Annotated in this window: 22 protein-coding genes and 1 tRNA gene; 16 read left to right on the top strand and 7 right to left on the bottom strand. The window is 55.6% G+C overall.

Annotation, left to right across the window (positions count from 1 at the left end; translation table 11 throughout):
- Positions 1-4: 4 nt before the first annotated feature.
- The 3 genes from J7380_RS17845 to J7380_RS17835 all read right to left on the bottom strand — a co-directional run bounded on the left by J7380_RS17845 (position 5) and on the right by J7380_RS17835 (position 2,630).
- Positions 5-880 (bottom strand): branched-chain amino acid ABC transporter permease, encoded by an 876-nt coding sequence (locus J7380_RS17845; protein WP_170724298.1) that lies wholly within the window; start codon positions 878-880, stop codon positions 5-7.
- Positions 881-955: 75 nt separating this feature from the next.
- On the bottom strand, positions 956-1,984 hold the full coding sequence (locus J7380_RS17840) for a zinc-binding dehydrogenase (RefSeq protein WP_209197222.1): 1,029 nt from the start codon (positions 1,982-1,984) through the stop codon (positions 956-958).
- A 187-nt stretch (positions 1,985-2,171) separates the two neighbouring features.
- Positions 2,172-2,630 carry a hypothetical protein gene (locus tag J7380_RS17835; RefSeq protein ID WP_209197221.1) on the bottom strand — a complete coding sequence of 153 codons (459 nt, stop codon included), beginning with the start codon at positions 2,628-2,630 and terminating at the stop codon, positions 2,172-2,174.
- Between the two features lie 457 nt (positions 2,631-3,087).
- Between J7380_RS17835 and xylB the strand changes: the two genes are divergently transcribed.
- Genes xylB through J7380_RS17820 form a run of 3 tightly spaced genes read left to right on the top strand, consistent with a single transcriptional unit; the run spans position 3,088 to position 6,793 of the window.
- Positions 3,088-4,545 (top strand): xylulokinase, encoded by a 1,458-nt coding sequence (gene xylB, locus J7380_RS17830; RefSeq protein ID WP_209197301.1) that lies wholly within the window; start codon positions 3,088-3,090, stop codon positions 4,543-4,545.
- Positions 4,542-5,495, top strand: coding sequence for an aldose epimerase family protein (locus J7380_RS17825; RefSeq protein WP_209197219.1), 954 nt, complete (start codon positions 4,542-4,544; stop codon positions 5,493-5,495). The genes xylB and J7380_RS17825 overlap by 4 nt, the downstream gene beginning before the upstream one ends.
- Positions 5,492-6,793 (top strand): cytochrome c peroxidase, encoded by a 1,302-nt coding sequence (locus tag J7380_RS17820; RefSeq protein ID WP_209197217.1) that lies wholly within the window; start codon positions 5,492-5,494, stop codon positions 6,791-6,793. The genes J7380_RS17825 and J7380_RS17820 overlap by 4 nt, the downstream gene beginning before the upstream one ends.
- Here J7380_RS17820 and J7380_RS17815 read toward each other — a convergent pair whose 3' ends face one another.
- Entirely contained in the window at positions 6,794-8,305 is a 1,512-nt protein-coding gene (locus J7380_RS17815) for a CRTAC1 family protein (RefSeq protein ID WP_209197215.1), read from the bottom strand. It lies immediately after the preceding gene.
- Entirely contained in the window at positions 8,295-9,512 is a 1,218-nt protein-coding gene (locus J7380_RS17810) for an ROK family transcriptional regulator (RefSeq protein ID WP_209197213.1), read from the bottom strand. The genes J7380_RS17815 and J7380_RS17810 overlap by 11 nt, the downstream gene beginning before the upstream one ends.
- Positions 9,513-9,663: 151 nt before the next feature.
- Here J7380_RS17810 and xylF point away from each other — a divergent pair, with 151 nt between their 5' ends.
- From xylF to xylA, 4 genes are read left to right on the top strand one after another with little or no spacing between them, the layout of a single operon-like run.
- On the top strand, positions 9,664-10,683 hold the full coding sequence (xylF, locus tag J7380_RS17805) for a D-xylose ABC transporter substrate-binding protein (RefSeq protein WP_170354203.1): 1,020 nt from the start codon (positions 9,664-9,666) through the stop codon (positions 10,681-10,683).
- 60 nt (positions 10,684-10,743) lie between these two features.
- Positions 10,744-12,042 carry a sugar ABC transporter permease gene (locus J7380_RS17800; protein WP_209197204.1) on the top strand — a complete coding sequence of 433 codons (1,299 nt, stop codon included), beginning with the start codon at positions 10,744-10,746 and terminating at the stop codon, positions 12,040-12,042.
- The gene (locus J7380_RS17795) at positions 12,042-12,845 is read left to right on the top strand and encodes an ATP-binding cassette domain-containing protein (protein WP_209197202.1); all 804 of its coding nucleotides are present in this window, start codon (positions 12,042-12,044) and stop codon (positions 12,843-12,845) included. Before J7380_RS17800 ends, J7380_RS17795 begins: the two co-directional genes overlap by 1 nt.
- Positions 12,846-12,854: 9 nt before the next feature.
- Complete coding sequence (gene xylA, locus J7380_RS17790; RefSeq protein ID WP_209197194.1) at positions 12,855-14,162, top strand: xylose isomerase; 1,308 nt, start codon at positions 12,855-12,857, stop codon at positions 14,160-14,162.
- A gap of 889 nt (positions 14,163-15,051) precedes the next feature.
- Here xylA and J7380_RS17785 read toward each other — a convergent pair.
- A tRNA-Ser gene (locus J7380_RS17785) sits at positions 15,052-15,141 on the bottom strand.
- Between the two features lie 123 nt (positions 15,142-15,264).
- Between J7380_RS17785 and J7380_RS17780 the strand changes: the two genes are divergently transcribed.
- From J7380_RS17780 to J7380_RS17745, 8 genes are all read left to right on the top strand, one after another.
- Complete coding sequence (locus tag J7380_RS17780; protein ID WP_209197187.1) at positions 15,265-16,107, top strand: DUF2059 domain-containing protein; 843 nt, start codon at positions 15,265-15,267, stop codon at positions 16,105-16,107.
- Positions 16,107-16,907, top strand: a complete 801-nt coding sequence (locus tag J7380_RS17775) for a DUF2059 domain-containing protein (RefSeq protein ID WP_209197172.1) — start codon at positions 16,107-16,109, stop codon at positions 16,905-16,907. The genes J7380_RS17780 and J7380_RS17775 overlap by 1 nt, the downstream gene beginning before the upstream one ends.
- A 209-nt stretch (positions 16,908-17,116) precedes the next feature.
- Positions 17,117-17,731, top strand: coding sequence for a 50S ribosomal protein L21 (locus J7380_RS17770; RefSeq protein WP_209197170.1), 615 nt, complete (start codon positions 17,117-17,119; stop codon positions 17,729-17,731).
- An 11-nt stretch (positions 17,732-17,742) separates the two neighbouring features.
- Complete coding sequence (gene rpmA / locus J7380_RS17765; protein ID WP_010440093.1) at positions 17,743-18,012, top strand: 50S ribosomal protein L27; 270 nt, start codon at positions 17,743-17,745, stop codon at positions 18,010-18,012.
- 249 nt (positions 18,013-18,261) lie between these two features.
- Positions 18,262-18,798, top strand: a complete 537-nt coding sequence (locus J7380_RS17760; protein WP_170751240.1) for a GNAT family N-acetyltransferase — start codon at positions 18,262-18,264, stop codon at positions 18,796-18,798.
- A gap of 37 nt (positions 18,799-18,835) precedes the next feature.
- Positions 18,836-19,870: a GTPase ObgE gene (gene obgE / locus J7380_RS17755; protein WP_209197168.1), complete on the top strand. Its 1,035-nt coding sequence runs from the start codon at positions 18,836-18,838 to the stop codon at positions 19,868-19,870.
- Entirely contained in the window at positions 19,858-20,964 is a 1,107-nt protein-coding gene (proB, locus tag J7380_RS17750) for a glutamate 5-kinase (RefSeq protein WP_209197165.1), read from the top strand. Before obgE ends, proB begins: the two co-directional genes overlap by 13 nt.
- Positions 20,965-20,983: 19 nt before the next feature.
- Positions 20,984-22,246 (top strand): glutamate-5-semialdehyde dehydrogenase, encoded by a 1,263-nt coding sequence (locus tag J7380_RS17745; protein WP_209197163.1) that lies wholly within the window; start codon positions 20,984-20,986, stop codon positions 22,244-22,246.
- On the opposite strand, the gene J7380_RS17740 is transcribed toward J7380_RS17745, so the two are convergent.
- The gene (locus tag J7380_RS17740; protein ID WP_209197161.1) at positions 22,243-22,839 is read right to left on the bottom strand and encodes a histidine phosphotransferase family protein; all 597 of its coding nucleotides are present in this window, start codon (positions 22,837-22,839) and stop codon (positions 22,243-22,245) included. The two genes, J7380_RS17745 and J7380_RS17740, sit on opposite strands and share 4 nt — an antisense overlap.
- Before the next feature lie 43 nt (positions 22,840-22,882).
- On the opposite strand from J7380_RS17740, the gene J7380_RS17735 reads away from it, so the two are divergent.
- Positions 22,883-23,065: a DUF3553 domain-containing protein gene (locus J7380_RS17735; protein ID WP_170769740.1), complete on the top strand. Its 183-nt coding sequence runs from the start codon at positions 22,883-22,885 to the stop codon at positions 23,063-23,065.
- The last annotated feature ends 36 nt before the right edge of the window (positions 23,066-23,101 follow it).

The following is a 23,101-nucleotide window of genomic DNA, read 5'->3' as shown; positions in this document are numbered from 1 at the left end:
CTGCCTAGACCTTCTTGACCCGTACCTGGCTGAACAGCCCGTTGGGGCGGAAGATCAGCACCGCCAGCAAAAGCGCATAGGGTGCGATCTGGCTGTATCCGGCCGCGATATAGCGGCTGGCAAAGGGCTCAATAACGCCGACGATCAACCCTCCGGCCAGCGCGCCGGGCAGGCTGCCGAACCCGCCGATCACGGCTGCGGCAAATGCCTTGATCCCCAGCAAGCCCGTAGTCGGATCGACCGAGCCTTTGGCGGCAAACAGGATACCCGCGATCCCGGCGACCACGCCCGCCAGCCCCCAGATAAAGCCCTGTACACGCTTGACGGGAACACCCATATAGTAAGCGGCCAACTGGTTCTGCGAGGCGCCCTGCATCGCCAGTCCCAGCTTGGTTCGGCTGAAAAAAACATACAGTCCCCATGTCAGCAGGATGGTGACGATGATGACGGCCACATCCTCCATCCCCAGCACCAGCCCGCCGAACCGCACCTCTTTCCCGGCCAGCGGGTTTTGCAATGTCTGTGGCTCGTGCCCCCAGATCAGCCCGGCCACAAACCGGATCACAAAGCCCAGAGCGATGGTCAGGATCACCACGGCCGTCTGGCTTTCACCGAACAGCCGCCGGATGATCAGCCGGTCCACCAGATATCCCAGTGCCCCCATGATCCCCAATGAGATCGGCAGCGCCAGCCAGAAGGGCAGCCCCATATATTCGGTATTGGTCAGCCCGATGGTGACAAAGGCCCCCAGCATCATGAAATCGCCTTGCGCGAAATTCACCGCTTCGGTCGCCTTGTAGATCAGAACAAAACCGAGCGCGATCAGGCCGTAGACACAACCATTCGCCAGCCCGCTGATCAGCAGCTGTGCGTTATCCAAATTCACCTCCCAATGCCGGTTTGTCCGGCTTTTTGGCGCGTCGGACCATCCTCCTTGGTCCGACGCGTTGTTCTACTATGGCGTGATGATCACCTTTCCGTCACCCTTTTTTAGAGCATTAGCCAGATTTTTAATCACATCCTTCAATGCAACCCTCTGGGAAACGTCGGTTTTCCAGCGCCCATCTGCGAACCGCGCCTGTACCTCGGCTACCACGCGCATCTGATCGGCGGGTGGGGTGGTGGTCATCCACTGCGTCAGCCAGAATCCCTCGATCTGCTTGCCCATAAAGATCAGTTGACCCATCTGTGTCAGCTTGGGCAGATCCGAGCTGAGCTTGCCATAACACACCCAGCGCGCACCGTTGGGCATGGCGCAAAAGACCTGTTCAGATATCTGGTCGGCCACGGCATCCAGAAACACGCGGGGTTTGAGATCGCGGCTGAGCGCGGCTAGTTTCTGGGGCATCTCGGGGTCCGAGGTCACCAGAACCTCCTGTGCGCCCAGCTCTTTCAAGGGTGTAATCGCATTGTCGCGGCGGACAAGCGCGATGGGCTTCAACCCCAGATCCCGGCCCAGACTGCACATCAGTTTGCCCAACTGGCTGGTCGCGGCGGAAACGATAAAGGCATCTCCTGCATTTCGCGCGATATCCACCATCGCCATTGCGGTCATGGGGTTCACGATCTGCGCCGAGCCGTCCTCGTCCGAGATGTCGGGGCGCAGTGGTATACACATCATCGCTGGTGTCGTGATGTACTCGGCCCATGCCCCCGCCTGCGCGGCCACAAAAGCCACGCGCTGTCCTTGCAGGGCTTCAGCCCCTGCTCCGGTTGCAACTACGTCGCCGCAGCCCTCGAACCCGGCGGCTGTGCCTTGAACGCGGGGCTGGCCGTATTCACCCTTGATGAAGTGAATATCCGACGGATTAACAGAAGCCGCGCGCAATTTAATAAGAACCTCTCCGGGACCCGGCACAGGAACTTGCATCTCGGCTGCTGCCAGCCAGTCAGCGGCGTCATCAATGGTTGGACCGGTAGCCGTTTCGGAATAGCCATCATGTGTTTGAACAACCGCATACATGGTCGAGGGAAGGGAGGTCATGATCTATCCTGTATTTGTATAGGGCTGCCCCTTGTACTCGGCAGATTGCATCGAAAAGGGGCGGCACCAAGTTTGAGTAGCCAAGCAAACGGTTATCGAAACGTCAACTTTGCTGCTTGGTGACGTTACAGGAGGTCTGCCTGAAACCGTGATTTACAAGCAAACTCTGCGCCTTCGGCGGTCGTGATCACTGTTGGGCAAGAAGTGCCCTCAGTTCCTCGAGCTTGGCGGCAAACACTTCGGGAGAAGCCTTGATTTCATCCAGAATGGCTATCGCGCGAGTTTTCAGATCATTGGCCAGTGCGCTGTCCTTCACCGATGCGACCATTTTGTCATAGTCAAAGTTCTGAACGGCCAGCGTGCCGTCCTCGATCCAGCTGTTCAAAAGATCCTGACCTTGACTGGCCAAGGCGGCGACATCTTCGGATGCCTGATTTGCCAAGTCGGTCGCGGATTGCTCGACCTGGTCGGACGCGTTTGCAGCCTGTTCTGCAACGGATTCAATAGCGTCGCTGACCGCATCACCTGCGTCCTGAGCCGCGGATTGCAACTGTTCGGCCGGCGTGGGCTCGGGTTGTGTGAGATAATAGTAGATACCGGCGCCAATACCGGCAACGAGAACGCCGAGAACAAGAGTACGTGACATAGTAGTCTCCTGATTTATGAATAAGAATGAGATGTGAAAACGCTAAGAGGAATTTAAGGGGAAAACCTTAAGCACAGCAGCAATTTAGAAAAATGAGCCATGCTACGCCCATTGCTTGTCAGCGCATGGCAAGAAAGTGCCGCAAATTTGCCTCGCGTCCAAGTCATTGTACGAAGCATGGCGGACAGATGGCGGCTCGAACCGTGTTGGGACTTGCACACATGACGGTTTTCCAGTCCCTTTTCGAAATCAAATCAGACGTTCTTGCATCAAAAAAACGGTTTTAGTGGCGGTAAACTAGGCAAGTTGGGCCTAGGAAACTGCGTCACGCTATTTTCTAAAGTCCGTAGTGGCGAAGGCTTAATGCACTGGAAACCAAATTGCTTGAAACTTTTATTGACAATATCTTTCCGTAAAATAATTTTAGTAACTAAAATAAAATATGGGTGGTTTGAAAATGTATCTCGGTCTGGACTTGGGAACATCCGGTCTTAGGGGAATTCTTGTCAATGACGCGGGTATCGTTGAAGGTAGTGCCGAGTCTAGAATTCTCACGTCTTGCCCAAAGCCTGGTTGGTCCGAACAGTCGCCTTCTGACTGGATAGAGGCTTGCAAAGCAGTTGTCCTTCAGCTTCGCGAAGCACACGGAACGTCGTTTTCCGCGCTGCGTGGCATTGGTTTGAGCGGACACATGCATGGTGCGACCCTTCTGGATGCCAATGGCAACGTGTTGCGGCCGTGCATTCTTTGGAACGACACGAGGGCTTCGAGAGAAGCAGAGATTCTTGATCAATCACCCGGTATGCGTGCCAGTTCAGGCAATATCGTTTTTCCGGGTTTTACAGCGCCCAAGTTGGAATGGGTTCGTGCAAATGAACCTGACCTGTTCGTCAAAATTGCCAAAGTCCTGCTACCGAAAGACTACTTGCGGCTCTGGCTGACAGGAGATTACGTCAGCGACATGTCTGACAGTGCGGGGACTTCATGGCTGGATGTAGGTGCACGGCGATGGTCGGAAACTGCCCTGGAACAAAGCCACATGAACATCGAACAAATGCCCCGATTGGTCGAAGGCAGTGATCCGGGCGGAGAGTTGCGGTCCGAGTTGCGGCAAGAATGGGGGGTGTCCGGACAAGTCGTGATTGCTGGCGGAGCAGGGGACAATGCCGCTGCTGCCTGTGGGATAGGCAGTATCAACGACGGAACTGGCTTTTTGTCTCTCGGAACCTCGGGTGTGCTGCTGGTGTCCAGGGACAAGTATGCTCCAGCGCCAGAAACAGCTGTTCACTGTTTTTGTCATTCTGTCCCTGACAGGTGGATTCAGATGGGTGTTATCCTGTCTGCGACAAATAGTTTGAACTGGCTCTCCCGCAACCTTGGCCAGCCCGTTGGCGACTTGGTTGCTGCGCTGCCTGCTAATCTGGATGGCCCATCAGAGATCACGTTTCTGCCGTATCTTTCAGGTGAGCGGACGCCGCACAATGACAGTGCAATCCGTGGTGCGTTTCTGGGTGTGGATATTTCCTCGGAGGCGACCGATTTGACGCGGGCAGTCCTGGAAGGCGTCGCCTTCGCAATGCGGGACTGTCTGGAGGCCCTCAAGAGTACCGGAACAAAACCAACGAGCCTTTTGGCTGTTGGCGGCGGTGCGCGATCTGATTATTGGTTGAAAAGTCTGGCCACTGTGCTCAATACGCCCCTAGACTTGCCGCAGGGCAGTGAGTTCGGAGCCGCCATCGGCGCCGCCCGTCTGGCAATTTGCTCGGTCACTGGTGCACTCCCGGGCACAATAATGACGCCTCCCAAAATCGACAGGGTCATCGAACCCCGTCAGGACTTGGTCGATGCTTTCGAAAACGAGTACCAACGCTACCGGCAATATTATTCGGCTATAGCACCTATTGCCAAACGATGAACACAAGACGGGATATACCCCCTCAGATCGACAGGGTCGTTCTGAGTGATGGCGATATGCGAGTGTCGCTGCTCAGCTACGGAGCTATAACTCAAGGCTGGTGGTACAAGGGTTTGCCAATGATCCTCGGATACGAGAACCCGCAGGACTATGTCGCCGACAAAAATTATCTGGGCGCAATCGTGGGGCGTGTCGCCAATCGGATCGGACAAGCGCATTTTGACATGGGAAATGTTCGTTATGAGCTTGACGCGAACGACGGTCAAAATTCCTTGCATGGTGGGCGGGCAGGGCTATCGCAACAGAATTGGGCTCTTGAGAGGATAACAGTAAACGAGGCCATATTGCGCCTCACCTCCCCAGAGGGTTCCGGCGGGTTTCCAGGAGAAGTCAAATTTGAAGTGCGGGTAAGGCTGAACCACCCGCGTTTGACCTATTCGATTTCGGCGCACCCGGATCGGCCGACACCCATAAGTATAGCGCAGCACAACTACTACTGCCTGGGTGGAGCGGCGGGCATTTCCGAGCATTGTCTGCGGCTGACCTCAAGCCGCTATCTTCAAGTTGACAATCGGGGAATTCCCTCTGGCAAATTTGAGGATGCAAGTGAGGGCGAGATGCAATTCGCTGTGCCGAAAGCGATCAGTGCCGCTTTGACGGATTTGGACAACTATTTCGTTTTTGACTGCAAACGAGATAATGAGTTTCCGGTCGCTGACCTTACTGCACCCAACGGCTTGAAGTTGTCTGTCTGGTCAGATCAGGCAGGGGCGCAGGTTTACTCTGGCGCTCACCTGACGAAACCCTTTCACAAAAGCGCCGGTGTGTGCATCGAGCCGTCAGGTTATCCCAATGCGCCTAACATCCCCGAATTCCCGTCGATCATTTGCACGCCCGAAACCCCTTACGAGCAGACCTTGATTTTGGAAATTTCCGAGGGTGACACATGAGGATTGCTGCACCCGTTATTGCTTTCGGCGTGGTGATTGCGTCGATCACGACCGCAACGTCTCAGAACCTCGGTCCGAACCCAGAATTTGTTGAATCTGATCTGGCAAGTATCCAGCTGGGACGGCTGCTTTTCTATGACCCGATCTTGTCCGGAAACCGGAACATCAGCTGTGCAACTTGTCACCACCCCAAGCTTGGCACGTCCGATGGGCTCTCGCTTGGGATCGGCGAAGGGGGTGCGGGTTTGGGGGCAGGGCGCAAAATTGACACGGACAACCCGCCGGAGCAACGCATTCCGCGCAATTCGCCGGGGCTTTGGAATCTTGGTGCAACCGAATTCACAACCTTCTTTCATGATGGGCGCCTTGAAACTGATCCGACACGCGAGAATGGTATCAGGACACCGCTGGGCACGCATATGCGGTCAGGTTTCAATTCTGCTTTGGCAGCTCAGGCAATGTTTCCGGTGCTTTCGCCCGATGAGATGGCAGGCCACTATTCCGAGAATGATGTCAGTCAGGCTGTACGTCTAGGGATGCTTACTCAGGAAGGGGGGGCGTGGGATCTGATTGCGGCTCGCGTCGCGGCCATCCCAGAGTATGAACACCGTTTTTCCTTAATCGCTTCTGGGGACGCGATAACGTTCTCGGCTATTGCGAATGTAATTGCCGATTTCATTGCGTTCGAATGGCGCGCCGACAACAGCCCGTTTGACCTTGCGATGCGGGGGGAAGCAGCGTTGCCCGAAGAGGCACAGCGCGGCATGCAGTTGTTTTACGGGAAAGCAGGGTGCAGTACCTGTCATTCGGGCTGGTTCCAAACAGACCATAAATTTCACTCGATTGCGCTGCCGCAGATCGGACCGGGAAAAGCGGCGCGGTTTGAAAGCCATACCCGAGATGATGGACGCCTGCGCGTGACCGGTGACGCAGAGGACGCGTTTGCGTTTCGCACGCCCTCGTTGCGCAATGTAACGCTGACGGCCCCATATGGGCACAATGGCGCTTATGCACGGCTTGAAGATATCGTGCGCCATCATCTCCACCCAGAGGCTTCACTGCGGTCATACACGTTGGAAATGGCGAAACTACCCTATTTTCCTGGCGCGCAGGATCAGCGGTCATTGTCGAACCCAGAGAATTTGGATGCGATTGCCAGAAGCAGCGATCTGCCGAGGATTAGTTTGACGGATCAGGAAATCAGCGCAGTTCTGAGCTTTCTGGGCAGTCTGGAAGATCCCGCAGAGCGCCTTGGAGTTCCGGATCATGTTCCAAGTGGACTGCCAGTCGATCAATGATCAGCGCTCAATGCGAATGATCTGGTTCGCTTGATATTCCTTCCATGCTCCTTTTTCACCATCTGGCCAAATTACGCGAACTTCTATTGCTTCCGCATCCCCCAGCCCAAAATGATGCAGCCCTGCAATGCCGCTTGCGTGCCCTCCACCGATTGTGATTTCTCGGGTTTCCATACCTGACGCGGTCTTGGCCTCGATAAAGCTACCGACCGCGAAGCGATTTGACTTGTTTTGAGAAATGTCCAGCATCACCCAATTCTCGGTGTTAGGCTGGTTTTGGTAGACCTCCAGTTCCGAGCCTCGGTTAACCACCACCAGATCCAGCCAACCGTCATTATTGAGATCAGCCAAAGCCGCACCGCGAGACTTGGCCATAGAGGCAATGCCAGCCTCGACTGAAGCTTCTAGAAATTGACCATTTTCCTTTTGTAAAAGCAGGTTGTTGGGGTCATCCAAAGCCGCATCTGGCATCTGCTCGACATTTCCCTTGGCGACGAAGATATCGTCCAGACCGTCGTTGTTGACGTCCCCAAATTGTGCATGCCATCCGGTCGATGGGCGGCCGTCGCCTCCGGTATGCGGCCTGTGAGCGGTCGTGCCTTTGCCGAAGGTGGCGTCTCGCCAGGTCGGACCACCGGCTTTGGGATCGAAAATCTGTAACTTCTGATCGCCCATCGACGTCAGGTAAACTTCGGGAAAGCCATCCCCTGTCAAATCCCGCGAAGCGATGCCCATGCCCCAGATCGAATATGGCAACCATCCGTCTTCTTTAGAATAAGGGCGTGGTGTTTCCTCCATTGCCCATAACTGCTCTTGGCCGCCGCGCACATAATAATGGCGATCGTTACTGACGCGCAGATCCGCTTGCCCGGTGCGCGACCAGTCAGAAAACAGAATGGACAGCGCGCAATAGCCTGGCTCAAGATGTTCCGGTGGCTGGTAGCTGTCACCAGTTGGCCGGAATAGGACTGTGGGTCCGCAAGTTTCAAATGGGCCGTCGGGATTGCGACGATCAACATAGGTTCCGAAGGCCAGTGTTGGCAGGGTCTGATTGGCTTCCCATGTGGCAGAGAACCCGGTTGTCCAATGATCTTCCGACTGGAAGCCAAGGGTGCTGAAGCGGCGGAACTTGCAATCAGGCTCACCCTTCAAAAGCAAATCGGGGCCCACGCGCAAAACGGCCAGATCCAGAATTCCATCACTGTCGACATCCAGCGGGTAAGCCCCAGTTACGCCAGTTATGGCAAGTGGCTTGGGGGTGTCGGCGCGAAACGATAACCCTTCGCGCGATGTGTTTCTGAACAGTTTGGATGTGTTGGTCCCGCCCGCGGCAAAGAGTTCGGGCAGCCCATCGCCGTCGCAATCGAAAACGGCGACCCCGCCGCCCACAAAATGTTCCCAGCCGCCGTCATAGATATGCGTACCTATGTCAATCTTTTGGAACTGAGGAGCGCGACTTTCTGCACTGGCCGCAGTTGCAAAAGCGAGCAGGATAAAAAGCTCAGGGCGCATTTGTTGCTAGCTCTTTTACCTTAAGGATCGAGACCTGCTCAATCCCGTATGCCGCAGCACCCTTAGCCCACATAAGATCGCCCCAGTGATGCGCTTTTATTTCCGGCAAGAGGGTGTCGACATTCACGACGCCACTGCGGATTCGGGCCATTACCTCGTCCGAATACAGGTGTTCCAAGTCCATTTGAGCCCCGGACAGGATAATGCATTCAGGGTCAAACAGGTTGATCAGGTTGGATATCCCCAGACCAAACATCTGGCCCGCGCGGGCCAGAACGGACTTCGCCCTTTCGTCTCCGGATCGCGCGTTTTTGTGGATCTCTGTAACTGTTTCCGTTCCAGTGCCTTGATCGGCAACGGTTGCTTCCCGGATCAATGCATAGTCGCCGACATAGGCTTCAAGGCACCCTCGCTGGCCGCATTGGCAAAGCGCGCCGTCCAGTTGAACTTTGGTGTGGCCAAACTCTGCTCCGCAGCCTCTTTCCCCGCGATACAGCTTGCCGTCCAGCACAATTCCAAGCCCTACACCGTGTTCGATCGTCACAACCAAAAAGTTCTTAAGGCCCTTGCCTAAACCGAAAAGTTGCTCTGCCTTTGCCACCAGGTTGGCATCGTTTTCTATAAAGGCAGGGCAGGGCAATTCTGTTTCCAGAAACTGGCTGAAGTCGACGTTTCTCTCGGTAAGGGATGAGGACCAGTGTACAAAGTTCCGTTCAGCGTCTACCAGACCGGCAATCCCGATTGACACTCCGGACAGGGAGTTCAGGGTCGCGTTGATCTGGGCACAGGCTAGATCTAAGGCCGTGCGAATGGTTGCTACGAATGCGCCTGGCGTCATCCGGACGTCATCCAGCGGATATTTGTATGACGTAACCTCGTTTCCTTCGAAATCTGCAAGGATGACCGAGATCATGTGGCGCGCGACTTTAAGGCCCGCGATAAGATAAGATCCGCCATCCAACTGAAGTAAAACTCTGGGTCGCCCCCTTTTGGCAGACTTGGATTGGTGTTCGGTTTCGATCTCTTTGATCAATCCTGCCGAAATGAGATCGGCTGTCGCTGCAGTAACTGTCGCCGGGCTGGTTTGCAAAGCGCTGGCGATATCTATCCGGGAAATCGAGCCTTCTGTCCGGATGTGTTCCAGCACCCGAAGTCGGGTGATGTTCCGCTGGTCCGCGGCATTTTGAGAAGCTTTGCTTTTCAGCATCTTGGTCTCGCGAATCTGGTTCTTGCCTCAGTCTATTTGGATTCCGTCCGCCCTAACAGAGTAAATATTTTACCGACTGAATTAAATATGGTATTCAATTTTGTGAGAGCCGCGAATCGAAACACGATGGCTCGGCAAATGGGAGGAAAACATGAAAAGAATTCTCAGCTTCTCTGCTGTGGCCACGCTGTTGGCTTCGACCGCATTCGCAGAGCCAGTGGTCGGTGTGAGTTGGTCGAACTTTCAGGAAGAACGCTGGAAGACGGACGAAGCGGCCATCAAGTCTGCGCTTGAAGCAGGCGGCGCCGAGTATATTTCGGCAGACGCGCAATCGTCTTCCGCAAAGCAGTTGTCAGATATTGAAAGTCTGATTGCGCAAGGCGTGGACGCGCTTATCATTTTGGCGCAGGACGCGCAGGCAATCGGACCGGCTGTTCAAGCTGCGGCGGACGAAGGTATCCCGGTCATTGCCTATGACCGCCTGATTGAAGACGACCGTGCATTCTATCTGACGTTCGACAACGTGGAAGTCGGCAGAATGCAGGCCCGCGCTGTTTTCGAAGCCATGCCCAAGGGTAATTACGTGATGATCAAGGGCTCTCCTACTGATCCGAACGCTGATTTTCTAAGGGGTGGTCAGCAAGAAATCATCGGGGCTGCCGTTGACAGTGGCGACATCGTCATCGTTGGTGAGGCCTACACGGACGGCTGGTTGCCCGCGAACGCACAGCGAAATATGGAACAAATCCTGACCGCCAATGAAAACAATGTGGATGCAGTCGTGGCATCAAATGATGGTACTGCAGGTGGCGTTGTGGCAGCTTTGACTGCGCAGGGCATGGAAGGCATCCCGGTGTCCGGTCAGGACGGAGATCATGCAGCATTGAACCGTGTCGCGCTGGGAACTCAGACCGTTTCGGTTTGGAAAGATGCCCGCGAACTTGGTAAGGCAGCAGGTGAAATCGCAGTCGCGCTGAGTGGGGGAACAAGCCCCGCTGACGTCGAGGGCGCGGCCAGTTGGACGTCGCCTGGCGGTACCCAGATGAACTCGGTCTTCCTTGCACCTGTACCGATCACGAAGGACAACCTGTCTGTTGTTGTGGACGCCGGATGGATCCCATTGGAGGATTTGTGCCAGGGTGTCGAAAACGGACCTGCCCCTTGTAACTAAACTTCAAAGTCCCTGGCCCTGTCTGGGCCGGGGACCATTGCTGAATATGAAAGATCGGAAATGACCGAAACTTCGTCTCAGCCGATACCGGAAAAAGCAAAACCCAGCCTGTTCCAACAGTTGGAACTGGATATGCGGCTTTTGGGAATGATCGGCGCGTTTGTCATCCTGTGCATAGGGTTCAACATCTTTACGGATGGACGGTTCCTTACGCCTCGGAACCTGTTCAATCTGTCAATTCAGACGGTTTCGGTGGCCATAATGGCGTGCGGGATGGTGTTCATCATTGTCACGCGACACATCGACTTATCCGTTGGAGCGCTGCTTGCAACGACGTCAGCCGTGATGGCTATGACGCAAACCGAGCTTTTGCCGCAGGTACTTGGGATGGGATTGAACAACCCTGCAACCTGGGCGATCACCATTGTCGTCGGGCTGTTTGTCGGCACGCTGATTGGTGCGTTTCATGGCTGGATGGTTGGGTATCTGACGATACCAGCCTTCATCGTTACGCTTGGCGGGTTTCTGGTTTGGCGAAACGTGGCGTGGTATTTGACCAGCGGCCAGACGATTGGCCCTCTGGATAGTACGTTCCTGATGTTTGGCGGGACGAACGGAACATTAGGCACGACGACAAGCTGGCTGTTCGGCTTGTTTGCAACCGCAATTGCGATCTGGGCTTTGTGGAGCAGTCGTCGCGCAAAGGCGGCACATGGTTTCCCTGTCAAACCCGCCTGGGCAGAGGCCACTCTGGCCGGGATAATCGCAATTGCCATCCTTGGGTACGTATACATCGTAAACAGCTACGCCATTCCGACGCGTCGGTTGCAACGTATGTTCGAAGCGCGCGGCGAGACAATGCCAGAGGGGCTGGTCGTCGGATACGGCATACCGATTTCTGTCCTCATATTAATCATCATAGCCGTAACCCTGACAATTGTGGCGCGGAAAACCCGGTTTGGACGCTACATCTTTGCCACCGGTGGAAACCCGGATGCGGCAGAGCTTTCCGGCATCAATACGCGGCTGCTGACCGTAAAGATTTTTGCACTGATGGGTTTCCTATGCGCCGTTTCTGCGGTGGTTGCTTCTGCGCGCCTCGCGAACCATTCAAACGACATTGGCACGCTGGATGAACTACGGGTTATTGCTGCCGCTGTAATTGGTGGGACCGCGTTGTCCGGTGGCATCGGGACGATCTACGGCGCCATCCTTGGTGCATTGATAATGCAAGCGCTCCAATCTGGTATGGCCATGGTTGGCGTAGACGCGCCGTTTCAGAATATTGTGGTCGGCAGCGTTCTTGTGTTGGCCGTCTATATTGACATCGTCTACCGCAAGCGATTGGGGGCCAAGTGATGCAAGATCAAGGCACGCAGAAAACACCCTCTAACAATGAGCGCGGCTCTGGCGCAGCGCCGTTGGTCGAAATGCGAGACATTTCGATCTCGTTCGGTGGGATCAAGGCTGTCGACCACGTGTCGGTCGATCTCTATCCGGGTGAAGTGGTCGGTCTGCTTGGGCATAACGGGGCTGGAAAATCGACATTGATCAAGGTTCTGTCCGGCGCATATCAAATGGATCACGGCGAGATTCTGATCGATGGCAAGCCAGTCGAGATTGGCAATCCCCGTGACGCCCGGGCGAACAATATTGAGACCATCTACCAGACGCTTGCTCTGGCCGACAATCTGGACGCGACATCGAACCTTTTCCTGGGACGCGAGATGACGACGCCATTGGGGTTGGTCAACGACGCCGCCATGGAGGCCGAATGCCGAAAGATCATGGCGCAGCTCAATCCGAACTTTCAGAAGTTCAATGACCCTGTCTCTGCACTGTCGGGTGGTCAAAGACAGTCGGTGGCGATTGCCCGGGCTGTCTATTTCAACGCTCGTATTCTGATTATGGACGAGCCGACAGCGGCGCTGGGGCCGCATGAGACACGAATGGTGGCCGACCTGATCCATCAGTTGAAGGCGCAAGGTATCGGCATCTTCCTGATTGATCACGACGTGCATGCTGTAATGGAGCTATGCGATCGCGCTTCGGTCATGAAGAACGGAAAATTGGTTGGGACTGTCGATATTGCAGACGTTACAGACGACGATTTGTTGTCGATGATCATTCTCGGCAAGCAGCCAGGACAAAAAGCAGAATAGGGGGCAGATATGCCAAGCGGATTTTTTGAAGGGATCGAAGAGATCCGGTTTGAAGGCGCAGACAGCGACAACGCCATGGCCTTCCGCCACTACAATCCCGACGAAGTTGTCATGGGAAAACGCCTGGAAGACCATCTGCGGTTCGCGGTTGCCTGGTGGCACTCCTTCGCGTGGGAGGGCGGAGACCCCTTTGGCGGACCTACATTCGAACGCCCGTGGCATCCTCAGGACGACATGGGACGGGCCCGATTAAAGGCGGACATTGCTTTTGAAATGTTCGAGCTGCTGGGTCAGCCCTTTTTCTGCTGGCACGACGCTGACATTCGGCCCGAGCAGGGCAATTTTGCCGATAACTTGAAAGCTCTGGAAGAAATCACCGATTACATCGGTGAAAAAATGCAAACGTCCAGCACCAAGCTCCTTTGGGGTACCGCCAACATGTTTAGTCACCGTCGGTGGATGTCAGGCGCAAGCACCAACCCCGATCCGGATGTTTTTGCTTTTGCGGCAGCAACGGTAAAGTCGTGCCTGGATGCGACCCACAAGCTTGGTGGCGAAAACTATGTTCTGTGGGGCGGGCGTGAAGGCTATGAAACTCTGCTAAACACGGACCTGAATACTGAACTGGACCATATGGGCCGGTTCTTGAACATGGTGGTAGAGTACAAACACAAAATCGGCTTCAAGGGCACCATCCTTGTAGAGCCCAAACCTCAGGAGCCGTCCAAGCACCAATACGACTACGACGCCGCGACCTGTATTGGATTCCTCAGGAAATACGGTTTGGAAAGCGAAGTGAAATTGAACCTTGAGCAGGGGCACGCGATCCTCGCCGGGCATAGTTTCGAGCATGAAATAGCAGTTGCCGCCGCCGAGGGGATGCTGGGTTCGATTGATATGAACCGAAACGACTATCAGTCGGGGTGGGACACAGATCAATTTCCTAACAACACGCCAGAGGTTGCTTTGGCATATTACTACATTCTGAAAGCCGGAGGTTTTACAACTGGGGGCACCAACTTTGACGCTAAAGTACGTCGCCAGTCGCTTGATGCAAAAGATCTTGTTGCAGCACACATCGGCGGAATGGACATCTGTGCAAGAGGCTTGAAAGCCGCGGCTGCTATGATTGAAGATGGCGGTCTGGAGGATGCGCTGTCTGAACGGTATTCCGGTTGGAACGCTCCGGAAGCGGCGTCTATGCTGAACAGTAGTCTCGAGGACATCTCTGCGCGAGTTTTACAGGACAATATCAACCCGGAACCACGATCTGGGCGTCAGGAAATTCTGGAAAACTATGTGAACAGGTTTGTTTGACCGAGGCAAAATATCAGTTGAAGTATTGTCAAAAGAACTTGGAGTGAACTGAGCAGAGGCTTTCGTAGTCATCATGCCTGACTAAGTGGTTGCAATCAGATCACTTTGAGCCGGAAGGATCACGTGCCGTTATAGTGCGCTTAATTGGATCAGTGCCAAGGGCCAGCCTAACGCAGGACGGAGGTTAAAAAGCTGCATTGGACGGTGCAGAAGGCCAGTACCCGCCAACCTCAGAAATAGCTTATTGGTCAACGCAACAGGTCGCACAGGTTTTACTATTCGTTTTCGTCCAGACGCAGCGACCTGTTGGCTTAATGCGTCGGAAATACGCTTGTTTTACAAAGTAGGCGGCGGGACCAAGGTGCAATAGTTGCCTCGCGCCCATTCCGGCAGTCAAGAAATGCAGGTCGGTAAGGGCAATGCCCTCGCTGTTCATGGTTGAGCCGACTGAGCGCGCTTAGGTGCCACGGTCGATACGCGACCATACCTCAGTCTTGGCTGAGTTTTGGCATCTTTCTTAATTGATTTAGCCTGACGTGTTCCTGCGGAATTTCAGCAAGGGTGCTTAACATAGAGCGCTGTTTCCTGCCTTGCCTCACACTTGTGGAAATCGCCCGGGTGCAAGCTGATGGCGACAATGAGTCCGTTGAAGTCGACATAAACCGTAAAATTCAAAAGCTATCCTGCGGACGCAGGGTATTTTTGGGTTGTCTGACTAAGTGTGAGAATAGAGCAAAGTCGAGGTGGTGGGCTTCAAAAGGAATAAGGCTGGCGTTACCAAAGTTCAAAAAAGGCTATTAGTGTAGGGGCTTTGATCCAAACTATCGCAACAACGGAAATCAAATCACACCCCGAAATGCGTTGTTTTCTGCTTTTTGCGCCGGGATAATGGCGGAGAGACAGGGATTCGAACCCTGGGTGGGCTTGCACCCACAACGGTTTTCGAGACCGCCCCGTTCGACCACTCCGGCACCTCTCCGCGGGGGTCTGTGAGGGGGGGATTTAGTGAGGAACGGGCAGGGGTGCAAGCAGAAAATTCCCGAAATTCACTAAGAAGGGATTTTCCATTGCCTGACGGCGTAAAACACCTAGGCTCTGTGGTATGACATATATCTATCGCACCGCCTTTCTGCCCTTTTGTATGTTGGTCGCAACGCTATTCGCCCTTCCGGTTTCATCGCTCGCTGCCGAGCGGGACAGGATCGAGGCATTTTTGGCAACCACCGGCTTTGACGTCGCGTTGGAAAGTATCGCGCTGGCCTCTGCATCAGCGCCGGAAATGCTGGGGATTGACCCGGACGGATTCGGTTCGGATTGGGCGCGGCTGACCGAAGATGTGTTTGACGTCCAAGAGATGCATGAAACCGCCGTTTCAATTCTAGAGCAGACACTTAGTGATGACGCTCTGAATCATGCAGTTGAGTTTTATGCGTCCGATCTGGGTCAAAGACTGGTCGAGGCCGAAAACGCGTCGCATCTGATTGAAGATGAAGACGCCAAGCAGCTCGAGGGTCAGCAGATCGTGTCAGACCTGATCCGTGAGGGCTCGATGCGGGTGGAAGAGCTGAAGCGGATGAACGCAGCCGTTGATTCCAGTGGAACAGCCCTGCGTGCCATTCAAGAAATCCAGCTGCGGTTCCTTCTGGCAGCAAGCGCTTCGGGTGTTATTGACCTACAGATGGGAGCAGACGACCTAAGGCTGTTGATGCGCCAGAACGAAGCTGGGATGCGTCAGTCGCTGCAATTGTCTGCTCTGGCGGGCGCGGCTTATACGTACCAGGATTTCTCGGATGCGGATATCATCGCGTACTCAGACGCGCTTGAGGAACCCCTGATGCAGGAGGTTTATGAACTTCTGAACGCCATTCAGTATGAAATCATGGCCATGAAATTCGAAGATCTTGCAGCACGTATGGCGGATCTGCATCCGGCTCAGGATATCTGATGCGAGTTGGGGTCCTTTTCTTGGTGATCACGCTGTGGGCGACAATCGGGTCGGCCTCGGAAAAAGTGGATCGTCTGATGGATGCCATACGCCTTGAACAGGTAATCGACATTCTTCGAAGTGAAGGGCGCGAACAGGCCAAGGAGTTAAACGAAACGCTTCTGGGCAATTCCGGTGGGTCATATTTTTCGGCGCAACTGGACGTCATTTACGATGCGGAATGGATGCACGATCAGATCAGCGATGTTTTCCAAGAGGCGCTGACTGAAGGTCAACTGGATCGCGCAATCGTTTTCTATGAAAGTGACCTTGGCCAGACGCTTGTTTCCCTTGAGAATTCGGCGCGCGAGGCGATTGGCGACGAGACCATCCTAGAGATGGCCAAGGACAGCTTTTTGACGGGCAATCACGATGTGTCTCTTTACCGCCTAATTGACGAATACATCGAGGTTAACGATCTGATTGCCAAAAACGTCCACAGCGCCATCAGTGCAGATTTCCAATTCTTTCGAGGGCTGAACGAGGATGTCGGCGCGGATGATCAGGAAATATTGGCCCAACTGCTAACCGAAAAGGACGCCATCACTCAAGATACGGAAACATGGCTTTATTCGTTTTTGCTGATGGCCTATCAGCCGTTAGAAGATGGGCAGATGCGCGAAAACATCGCCTTTTCGCGCACTGAGACGGGGCGCGCCGTGAACAAAGCCTTTTTTGACAGCTTTGACCAAATGTATGACGACATCTATTACCGACTTGGGCAGGCGGTTTCACATGCGTTGACGGCTTCGGATCTGTAAGCGGGCTTTTGCTGTTGACTTTCACGAGCATTCCGGAAATAAGCGCGCATCCCGGCCGGTTCCTCCGCGCCGGGTCTCGTTATTATTGACCCATCGGGACTATCCCACGGGTCGTCACACAGCCCGAAAAGGGCGCGCTGTTCGAGGTGGCGAAAGCCAGCAACACCCGCAAGGGGACCACAGAACGCGGGTTTGAAAAGGAAAGACGCATGTTTGCGGTCCTCAAGACTGGCGGCAAGCAGTACAAGGTTCAGGCGGGCGATGTGCTCCGCGTTGAAAAGCTGGCTGCCGACGCAGGTGAAAAAGTTCAATTCAACGATGTTCTGATGCTGGGCGGCGACGCTCCGGTTGTTGGTGCACCTTTCGTTGAAGGCGCAGGCGTTCAGGCCGAAGTGATCGAACAGATCAAAGGTGACAAGGTCATCAAATTCGTCAAGCGCCGTCGTAAGCACAGCTCGAAGCGTACCGTTGGCCACCGTCAGAAGCTGACTCTGGTCAAAATCACCGACATCCTGTCGTCGGGCGCTGACAAGTCGGGCATCAAAGCAGCTACCGGTTCGGCACCGGCTGGCGACGCGGCACCTGCTGCAAAGCCTGCCAAGAAAGCTGAAGCCAAGGCAGAAGCACCCGCTGCAGCTGCTGCTGCTGACGATCTGACCAAGCTGAACGGTGTCGGCCCCGCTGCTGCCAAAAAGCTGGCTGACGCAGGTATCGAGAGCTTTGCCGCTCTGGCCGCCTTGTCGGACGAGCAGATTGCTGCTATCGACACCATCAAAGTGAAGCCCGAATGGGTTGAGCAAGCCAAAGAGCTGGCTCAAGGCTAAGGAGAGAGAGAATGGCACATAAAAAAGCTGGCGGTTCCTCCCGTAACGGTCGCGACTCAGCTGGTCGCCGCCTTGGCGTGAAGCTGTATGGTGGCCAGGCAGCCATCGCAGGCAACATCATCGTGCGTCAGCGCGGCACCAAGTTCTGGCCGGGCGAAGGCGTAGGCATGGGCAAAGATCACACCATCTTTGCAACTGTTGATGGCGCCGTGAAGTTCCACAAGGGACTCAAGAACCGCACCTTTATTTCGGTCCTGCCAGTGGCGGAGGCCGCAGAGTAAGCCGAAACCCTAAAGGTTTAGAAATAAATGGGGGACCGGCAGAAAATGCCGGTCCCCTTTCTCGTTTTTAACACAGTTTTGACCTATGAGCCCGATGACACACGCAGCAAGCACAATACCGCCCCTGTTTCAGGGACGCATTGCCCATGCGGTTGAAGATCGTCTGGGCCGCAAATATCTGATGTGGACGTTAATTGGTTTCACTGTTGCGTCCGCAATTTACGTGTTGTTCGGAGGAGGACCGCACTCATGAAGTTTGAGACAATAATAAACCAGCCGGTGATCGAAACCGAGCGGTTCGATCTACGCCCCTTGCGTCGTTCGGATATGGGTCTCATTGAACACTATGCAGGCGATGAACGTGTGGCGCGGATGACCACGGCTATTCCACATCCATTACCGCCGGGTTCGACCGAAGCCTTTGTAACCCGCGCCATGTCCGAGGAGCGGGACGAAGACGTTTGGGCCTTGGATGCCACCAAAGACGACGGACCAGAGCTGATTGGCCTGATTTCGTTGACTCGGCTTGACCGCAACCAGTCCGAAGTTGGGTATTGGGTCGCGCCGATCTACTGGAACACCGGTGTGGCATCGCTGGCGGTTGAAGCGTTGGTCAATGCAAATCCGTTGGAGAACGCCAATATGTTCGCCAGCGTGTTTCAGGACAATCCGGCCTCGGCCCGGGTATTGACCCATTGCGGGTTTGAATATCTTGGCGATGCCGAAAACTATTCGGTTGCGCGCGATGCGAATGTGCCCACTTGGACATATACAAAGAAACTCTGACTTGTGGCCGATGGGGCCTTTGCAGTAGGGGACAGCTATGAAATTTCTCGATCTTGCAAAGGTCTACATCCGGTCCGGAGCCGGAGGTGGCGGCTGCGTCAGCTTTCGGCGCGAAAAATACATCGAATATGGCGGCCCTGACGGCGGGGACGGCGGCAAAGGCGGCTCGGTCTGGGTTGAGGTTGTGGACAGCCTGAACACCCTGATCGACTTCCGCTATCAGCAGCATTTCTTTGCAAAAAACGGTCAGCCCGGTCGTGGGCAGCAGCGTACCGGCAAGGATGGTGATGACATCGTCTTGCACGTGCCTGTTGGGACCGAGATTCTGGACGAGGACGAAGAAACCGTCATCTGCGATCTGACCGAGGTTGGGCAGCGCGTGCTGCTGGCCAAGGGTGGCAATGGCGGTTTTGGCAACTTGCATTTCAAATCGGCCACCAACCAGGCTCCGCGCCGGGCCAATCCGGGGCAGGCGGGGATCGACCGCACCATTTGGCTGCGGCTGAAGCTGATCGCCGATGTGGGTCTGCTGGGCATGCCCAATGCGGGCAAATCGACCTTTCTAGCCGCTACCTCGAACGCACGGCCAAAGATTGCGGATTATCCGTTTACCACGCTGCACCCCAATCTGGGCGTTGTGGGCGTGGATAACGTGGAATTCGTTGTCGCCGACATTCCCGGCCTGATCGAAGGCGCGCATGAGGGCCGCGGCATTGGCGACCGTTTTCTGGGCCATGTCGAACGTTGCGCCGTGTTGCTGCATCTGGTCGATGGCACCTCGGAAACCGTGGCCGAGGATTACCGCACCATCATTCACGAGCTAGAGGCTTACGGTGGTGAGTTGGCCGAGAAACCCCGGATCACCGTGCTGAACAAGGTCGACGCGCTGGATGGCGAGGAACGCGAATTGGCCAAGGCCGAGTTGGAAGAGGCCGTGGGCGGCCCCGTCATGACCATGTCCGGCGTCGCGCATCTGGGCGTGACCGAGGTGCTGCGCGCCTTACGTTCGGAAATCGACGACAACCGCCTCCGCCACAAACCCACCGAGGAGGTCGCGCCTTGGCAACCCTGACCTCGGCGAAACGTCTGGTTGTGAAGATCGGGTCTGCCTTGCTGGTAGATCGGGATACGGGGTTGTTGCGGTCGGATTGGCTGAAATCGCTGGCGCAGGACGTGGCGTGGCTCAAGGGGCAGGAGACGGATGTTATTCTGGTGTCCTCCGGCTCAATTGCTCTGGGGCGCGGGGTTCTGGGCCTGCCGATGGCGGCTTTGCCTCTGGAACAGTCTCAGGCGGCGGCGGCGGTGGGTCAAATCCGCTTGGCCCGCGCCTATGAAGAGGTTCTGGCCCCGCATAACATCACCACCGCGCAGGTTCTGGTCACGCTTGAAGACAGCGCCGATCGCCGTCGTTACCTGAACTCACGCGCGACGCTTGAGACGCTGCTTGGCTTGGGCGTCGTCCCGATTGTCAATGAAAACGATACAGTAGCCACGGATGAGATCCGATATGGCGACAATGATCGTCTGGCTGCTCAGATCGCTGTCACCGTAGGCGCAGACCAGTTGATCCTGCTGTCCGACGTGGATGGGTTCTATACCGGGAACCCGACTGAGGACAGCTCGGCGACCCGCTATGATGTGATCGAACAGATCACCCCCGAGATTGAGGAAATGGCCGGTGACGCCGGTTCGGGCCTTTCCAAGGGTGGGATGAAGACCAAATTGCTGGCGGCCAAGATGGCGACAGCTGCAGGGTGCGACATGGCGATTACTGAAGGATCGACCTTAAACCCGCTGAAAATGCTTGAAAATGGCGCGAACTGCACGTGGTTCACGGCGACCGTCGATCCGCACGCGGCGCGCAAACGTTGGATATCAGCCATGAAACCCCGTGGTGAGATCGTGGTGGATGCCGGCGCGGCCCAGGCGCTTGGCAATGGCAAAAGCCTGCTGCCTGCGGGTATTGTCGAAGTGACCGGCGATTTCGGGCGCGGCGATCCGGTGGCGATCATTGACCCGCAGGCGCGGCGATTGGCCCAAGGTCTCAGCCGCTATACCGCGCAAGAGGCCGACGCGATCAAGGGGCGCAAATCAACCGAGATCGAGGCGACGCTGGGCTATCCTGGCCGCGCCGTGTTGATCCACCGGGACGATCTGGCGCTGTAGGAAAAGAAAGGCACGTAAGATGAAGGATTTCGACAGCATTCCCGCCCTGATGGCCGATCTGGGGACGCGCGCCAAGGCGGCCTCGGCCGAGCTGGGTTTTGCCAGTGCCGAGCGGAAACACGCAGCCCTGATTGCTGCCGCCGATGCGGTCTGGGCGCGACGCTCCGAGATCATTGAGGCCAACGCGAAAGACCTGGAGTTCGGGCGCGACAAGGGCCTGAGCCCGGCGATGATGGACCGTCTGATGCTGGACGAAGCCCGTATTCAGGGCATGGTCGATGGGTTGCGCACTGTTGCCGATCAGGCTGATCCGGTGGGTGAGGTTCTGACCGAATGGGACATGCCGTCAGGCCTGCATATCCAGCGGGTGCGGACGCCTCTGGGCGTGATCGGCGTCATTTATGAAAGCCGCCCAAATGTAACGGCGGATGCAGGTGCGCTTTGCTTGAAATCGGGCAATGCGGTGATCCTGCGGGGTGGCTCGGAAAGCTTCCATTCCTCAAGCGCGATCCATGCCTGTCTGGTAGAGGGTCTGAAGGCTGCCAACCTGCCCGAAGACGCCATCCAGTTGGTGCCCACACGCGACCGAGCAGCCGTTCAGGAATTGCTGACGATGACCGACTATGTCGACGTGATCGTCCCGCGCGGTGGCAAGGGTCTGGTGGGCCTTGTCCAGCGTGAGGCGCGAGTGCCCGTGTTCGCGCATCTGGAAGGCATCGTGCATATTTATATCGACAAAGCTGCCGACCCCGCCAAAACACTCGAAGTCGTTCTGAACGCCAAAACCCGTCGGACAGGGATTTGTGGAGCAGCCGAATGCCTGCTGATCCATCAGGACGTTGCTGAAACTTTGGGCCGGGATGTCATCCAAGCTTTGTTGAGTTCAGGTGTCGAAGTCCATGCCGAGAGTGGTTTGGAGGTGAAGGGAACGATTGCAGCGTCGGCCGACGATTGGGGAAAAGAGTTTCTCGACAGTATCATCGCCGCCAAACCTGTTGCCGATATTGACGCGGCTATTGCGCATATCCGGCAGTACGGCTCTGACCATACAGATTGTATCATGACCGAAGATGCAGAGGCCGCTGCGCGGTTCTTCGAACGTCTCGACAGTGCAATTCTGATGCACAACGCCTCGACGCAATTTGCCGATGGTGGAGAGTTTGGCATGGGGGCCGAGATCGGTATCGCCACCGGCAAGATGCATGCCCGCGGACCTGTGGGCGCTGCTCAGTTGACCAGTTTCCAGTATCTGGTCCGCGGAAACGGGACTATTCGGACCTAAAACCGTATCTCAACGCGGGTTGAGGTTGTATCCACCGCAACCCGCCGGCCCATAGAAGTCGCGGTATCGGGGAGCAGGGCGAACTGAACGTGGGCAGGCGTGACCTTGTTGGCAAACCGCCCGCGGGGCAGGTTATTCCATAAGTCGTTGTCGATGTTCAATTTGTCCGCGATACCCGTGACGGACCAGCGGTCCCCATCGTTGCGAATGGAGACTTCACCACCGAACGGCATTGCGCTTTCACAGCACATCAATGCCAGAAACGCCAATTTGACCTGATTGCGCGGCACGGCTTCGGTGAGGTTCCAGTTCACCCGCAAACGTCCGGCTCGTTCTACATCTTTCAGCAAATCGCTGACTTCAGTCCGCCCCAAGGGTTGATCCCCAGCGGACCCAAAGGCCACGCGAAAGAACCTGATCCGCGCGCCAGCGCTGCCGACACTGCCCGAGATCAGTTCCATCTCGGGGCCTTGGGTGCCGCCTACCATTTCCAGCAGTTCAAGCCCGTTGGTGATCGCGCCAATAGGGCTGATCAGGTCGTGACAGATGCGCGAGCCGATCAGCTCGGCCAGGTTGACGTCTGTAGCGCTCATGCGTACCTCCTGCTGTATCTGCCGCCGGACCCGGAGCCCAGTCATGTCAGACCTCAATGCCATTCTTGCACCGGGCATGTTTGTCCGCCACCCCGATTTCCCCGATTGGGGCATTGGACAGGTGCAGTCCAATATCGGTGGCAAAATCACCGTGAACTTCCGCGAGCAGGGGAAAGTGGTGATTGACGGATCGCGCATCGCCCTGATGCCCGTCTTTGATCCGTGAAACTGGTTTAGGAAAGGTTAACGCGCGGTCGGTTGC

It is taken from the genome of Ruegeria sp. R8_1 (assembly GCF_017743815.1).
Taxonomy (GTDB): domain Bacteria; phylum Pseudomonadota; class Alphaproteobacteria; order Rhodobacterales; family Rhodobacteraceae; genus Ruegeria; species Ruegeria lacuscaerulensis_A.
Note: the sequence above shows the minus strand (reverse complement) of the source record. Positions and strands in the feature narration are given on the sequence as shown.

Bases quoted from the DNA above. Each gene is read 5' to 3' on its own strand.
- J7380_RS17745 (WP_209197163.1), top strand. From the start codon at position 20,984: ATGAAGGATTTCGACAGCATTCCCGCCCTGATGGCCGATCTGGGGACG.
- J7380_RS17775 (WP_209197172.1), top strand. From the start codon at position 16,107: ATGCGAGTTGGGGTCCTTTTCTTGGTGATCACGCTGTGGGCGACAATC.
- J7380_RS17770 (WP_209197170.1), top strand. From the start codon at position 17,117: ATGTTTGCGGTCCTCAAGACTGGCGGCAAGCAGTACAAGGTTCAGGCG.
- J7380_RS17815 (WP_209197215.1), bottom strand. From the start codon at position 8,305: ATGCGCCCTGAGCTTTTTATCCTGCTCGCTTTTGCAACTGCGGCCAGT.
- rpmA (WP_010440093.1), top strand. From the start codon at position 17,743: ATGGCACATAAAAAAGCTGGCGGTTCCTCCCGTAACGGTCGCGACTCA.
- J7380_RS17820 (WP_209197217.1), top strand. From the start codon at position 5,492: ATGAGGATTGCTGCACCCGTTATTGCTTTCGGCGTGGTGATTGCGTCG.
- J7380_RS17735 (WP_170769740.1), top strand. From the start codon at position 22,883: ATGTCAGACCTCAATGCCATTCTTGCACCGGGCATGTTTGTCCGCCAC.
- J7380_RS17840 (WP_209197222.1), bottom strand. From the start codon at position 1,984: ATGACCTCCCTTCCCTCGACCATGTATGCGGTTGTTCAAACACATGAT.
- obgE (WP_209197168.1), top strand. From the start codon at position 18,836: ATGAAATTTCTCGATCTTGCAAAGGTCTACATCCGGTCCGGAGCCGGA.
- xylB (WP_209197301.1), top strand. From the start codon at position 3,088: ATGTATCTCGGTCTGGACTTGGGAACATCCGGTCTTAGGGGAATTCTT.
- J7380_RS17835 (WP_209197221.1), bottom strand. From the start codon at position 2,630: ATGTCACGTACTCTTGTTCTCGGCGTTCTCGTTGCCGGTATTGGCGCC.
- J7380_RS17810 (WP_209197213.1), bottom strand. From the start codon at position 9,512: ATGCTGAAAAGCAAAGCTTCTCAAAATGCCGCGGACCAGCGGAACATC.
- J7380_RS17780 (WP_209197187.1), top strand. From the start codon at position 15,265: ATGACATATATCTATCGCACCGCCTTTCTGCCCTTTTGTATGTTGGTC.
- J7380_RS17800 (WP_209197204.1), top strand. From the start codon at position 10,744: ATGACCGAAACTTCGTCTCAGCCGATACCGGAAAAAGCAAAACCCAGC.
- xylA (WP_209197194.1), top strand. From the start codon at position 12,855: ATGCCAAGCGGATTTTTTGAAGGGATCGAAGAGATCCGGTTTGAAGGC.
- J7380_RS17740 (WP_209197161.1), bottom strand. From the start codon at position 22,839: ATGAGCGCTACAGACGTCAACCTGGCCGAGCTGATCGGCTCGCGCATC.
- J7380_RS17760 (WP_170751240.1), top strand. From the start codon at position 18,262: ATGAAGTTTGAGACAATAATAAACCAGCCGGTGATCGAAACCGAGCGG.
- J7380_RS17795 (WP_209197202.1), top strand. From the start codon at position 12,042: ATGCAAGATCAAGGCACGCAGAAAACACCCTCTAACAATGAGCGCGGC.
- xylF (WP_170354203.1), top strand. From the start codon at position 9,664: ATGAAAAGAATTCTCAGCTTCTCTGCTGTGGCCACGCTGTTGGCTTCG.
- J7380_RS17825 (WP_209197219.1), top strand. From the start codon at position 4,542: ATGAACACAAGACGGGATATACCCCCTCAGATCGACAGGGTCGTTCTG.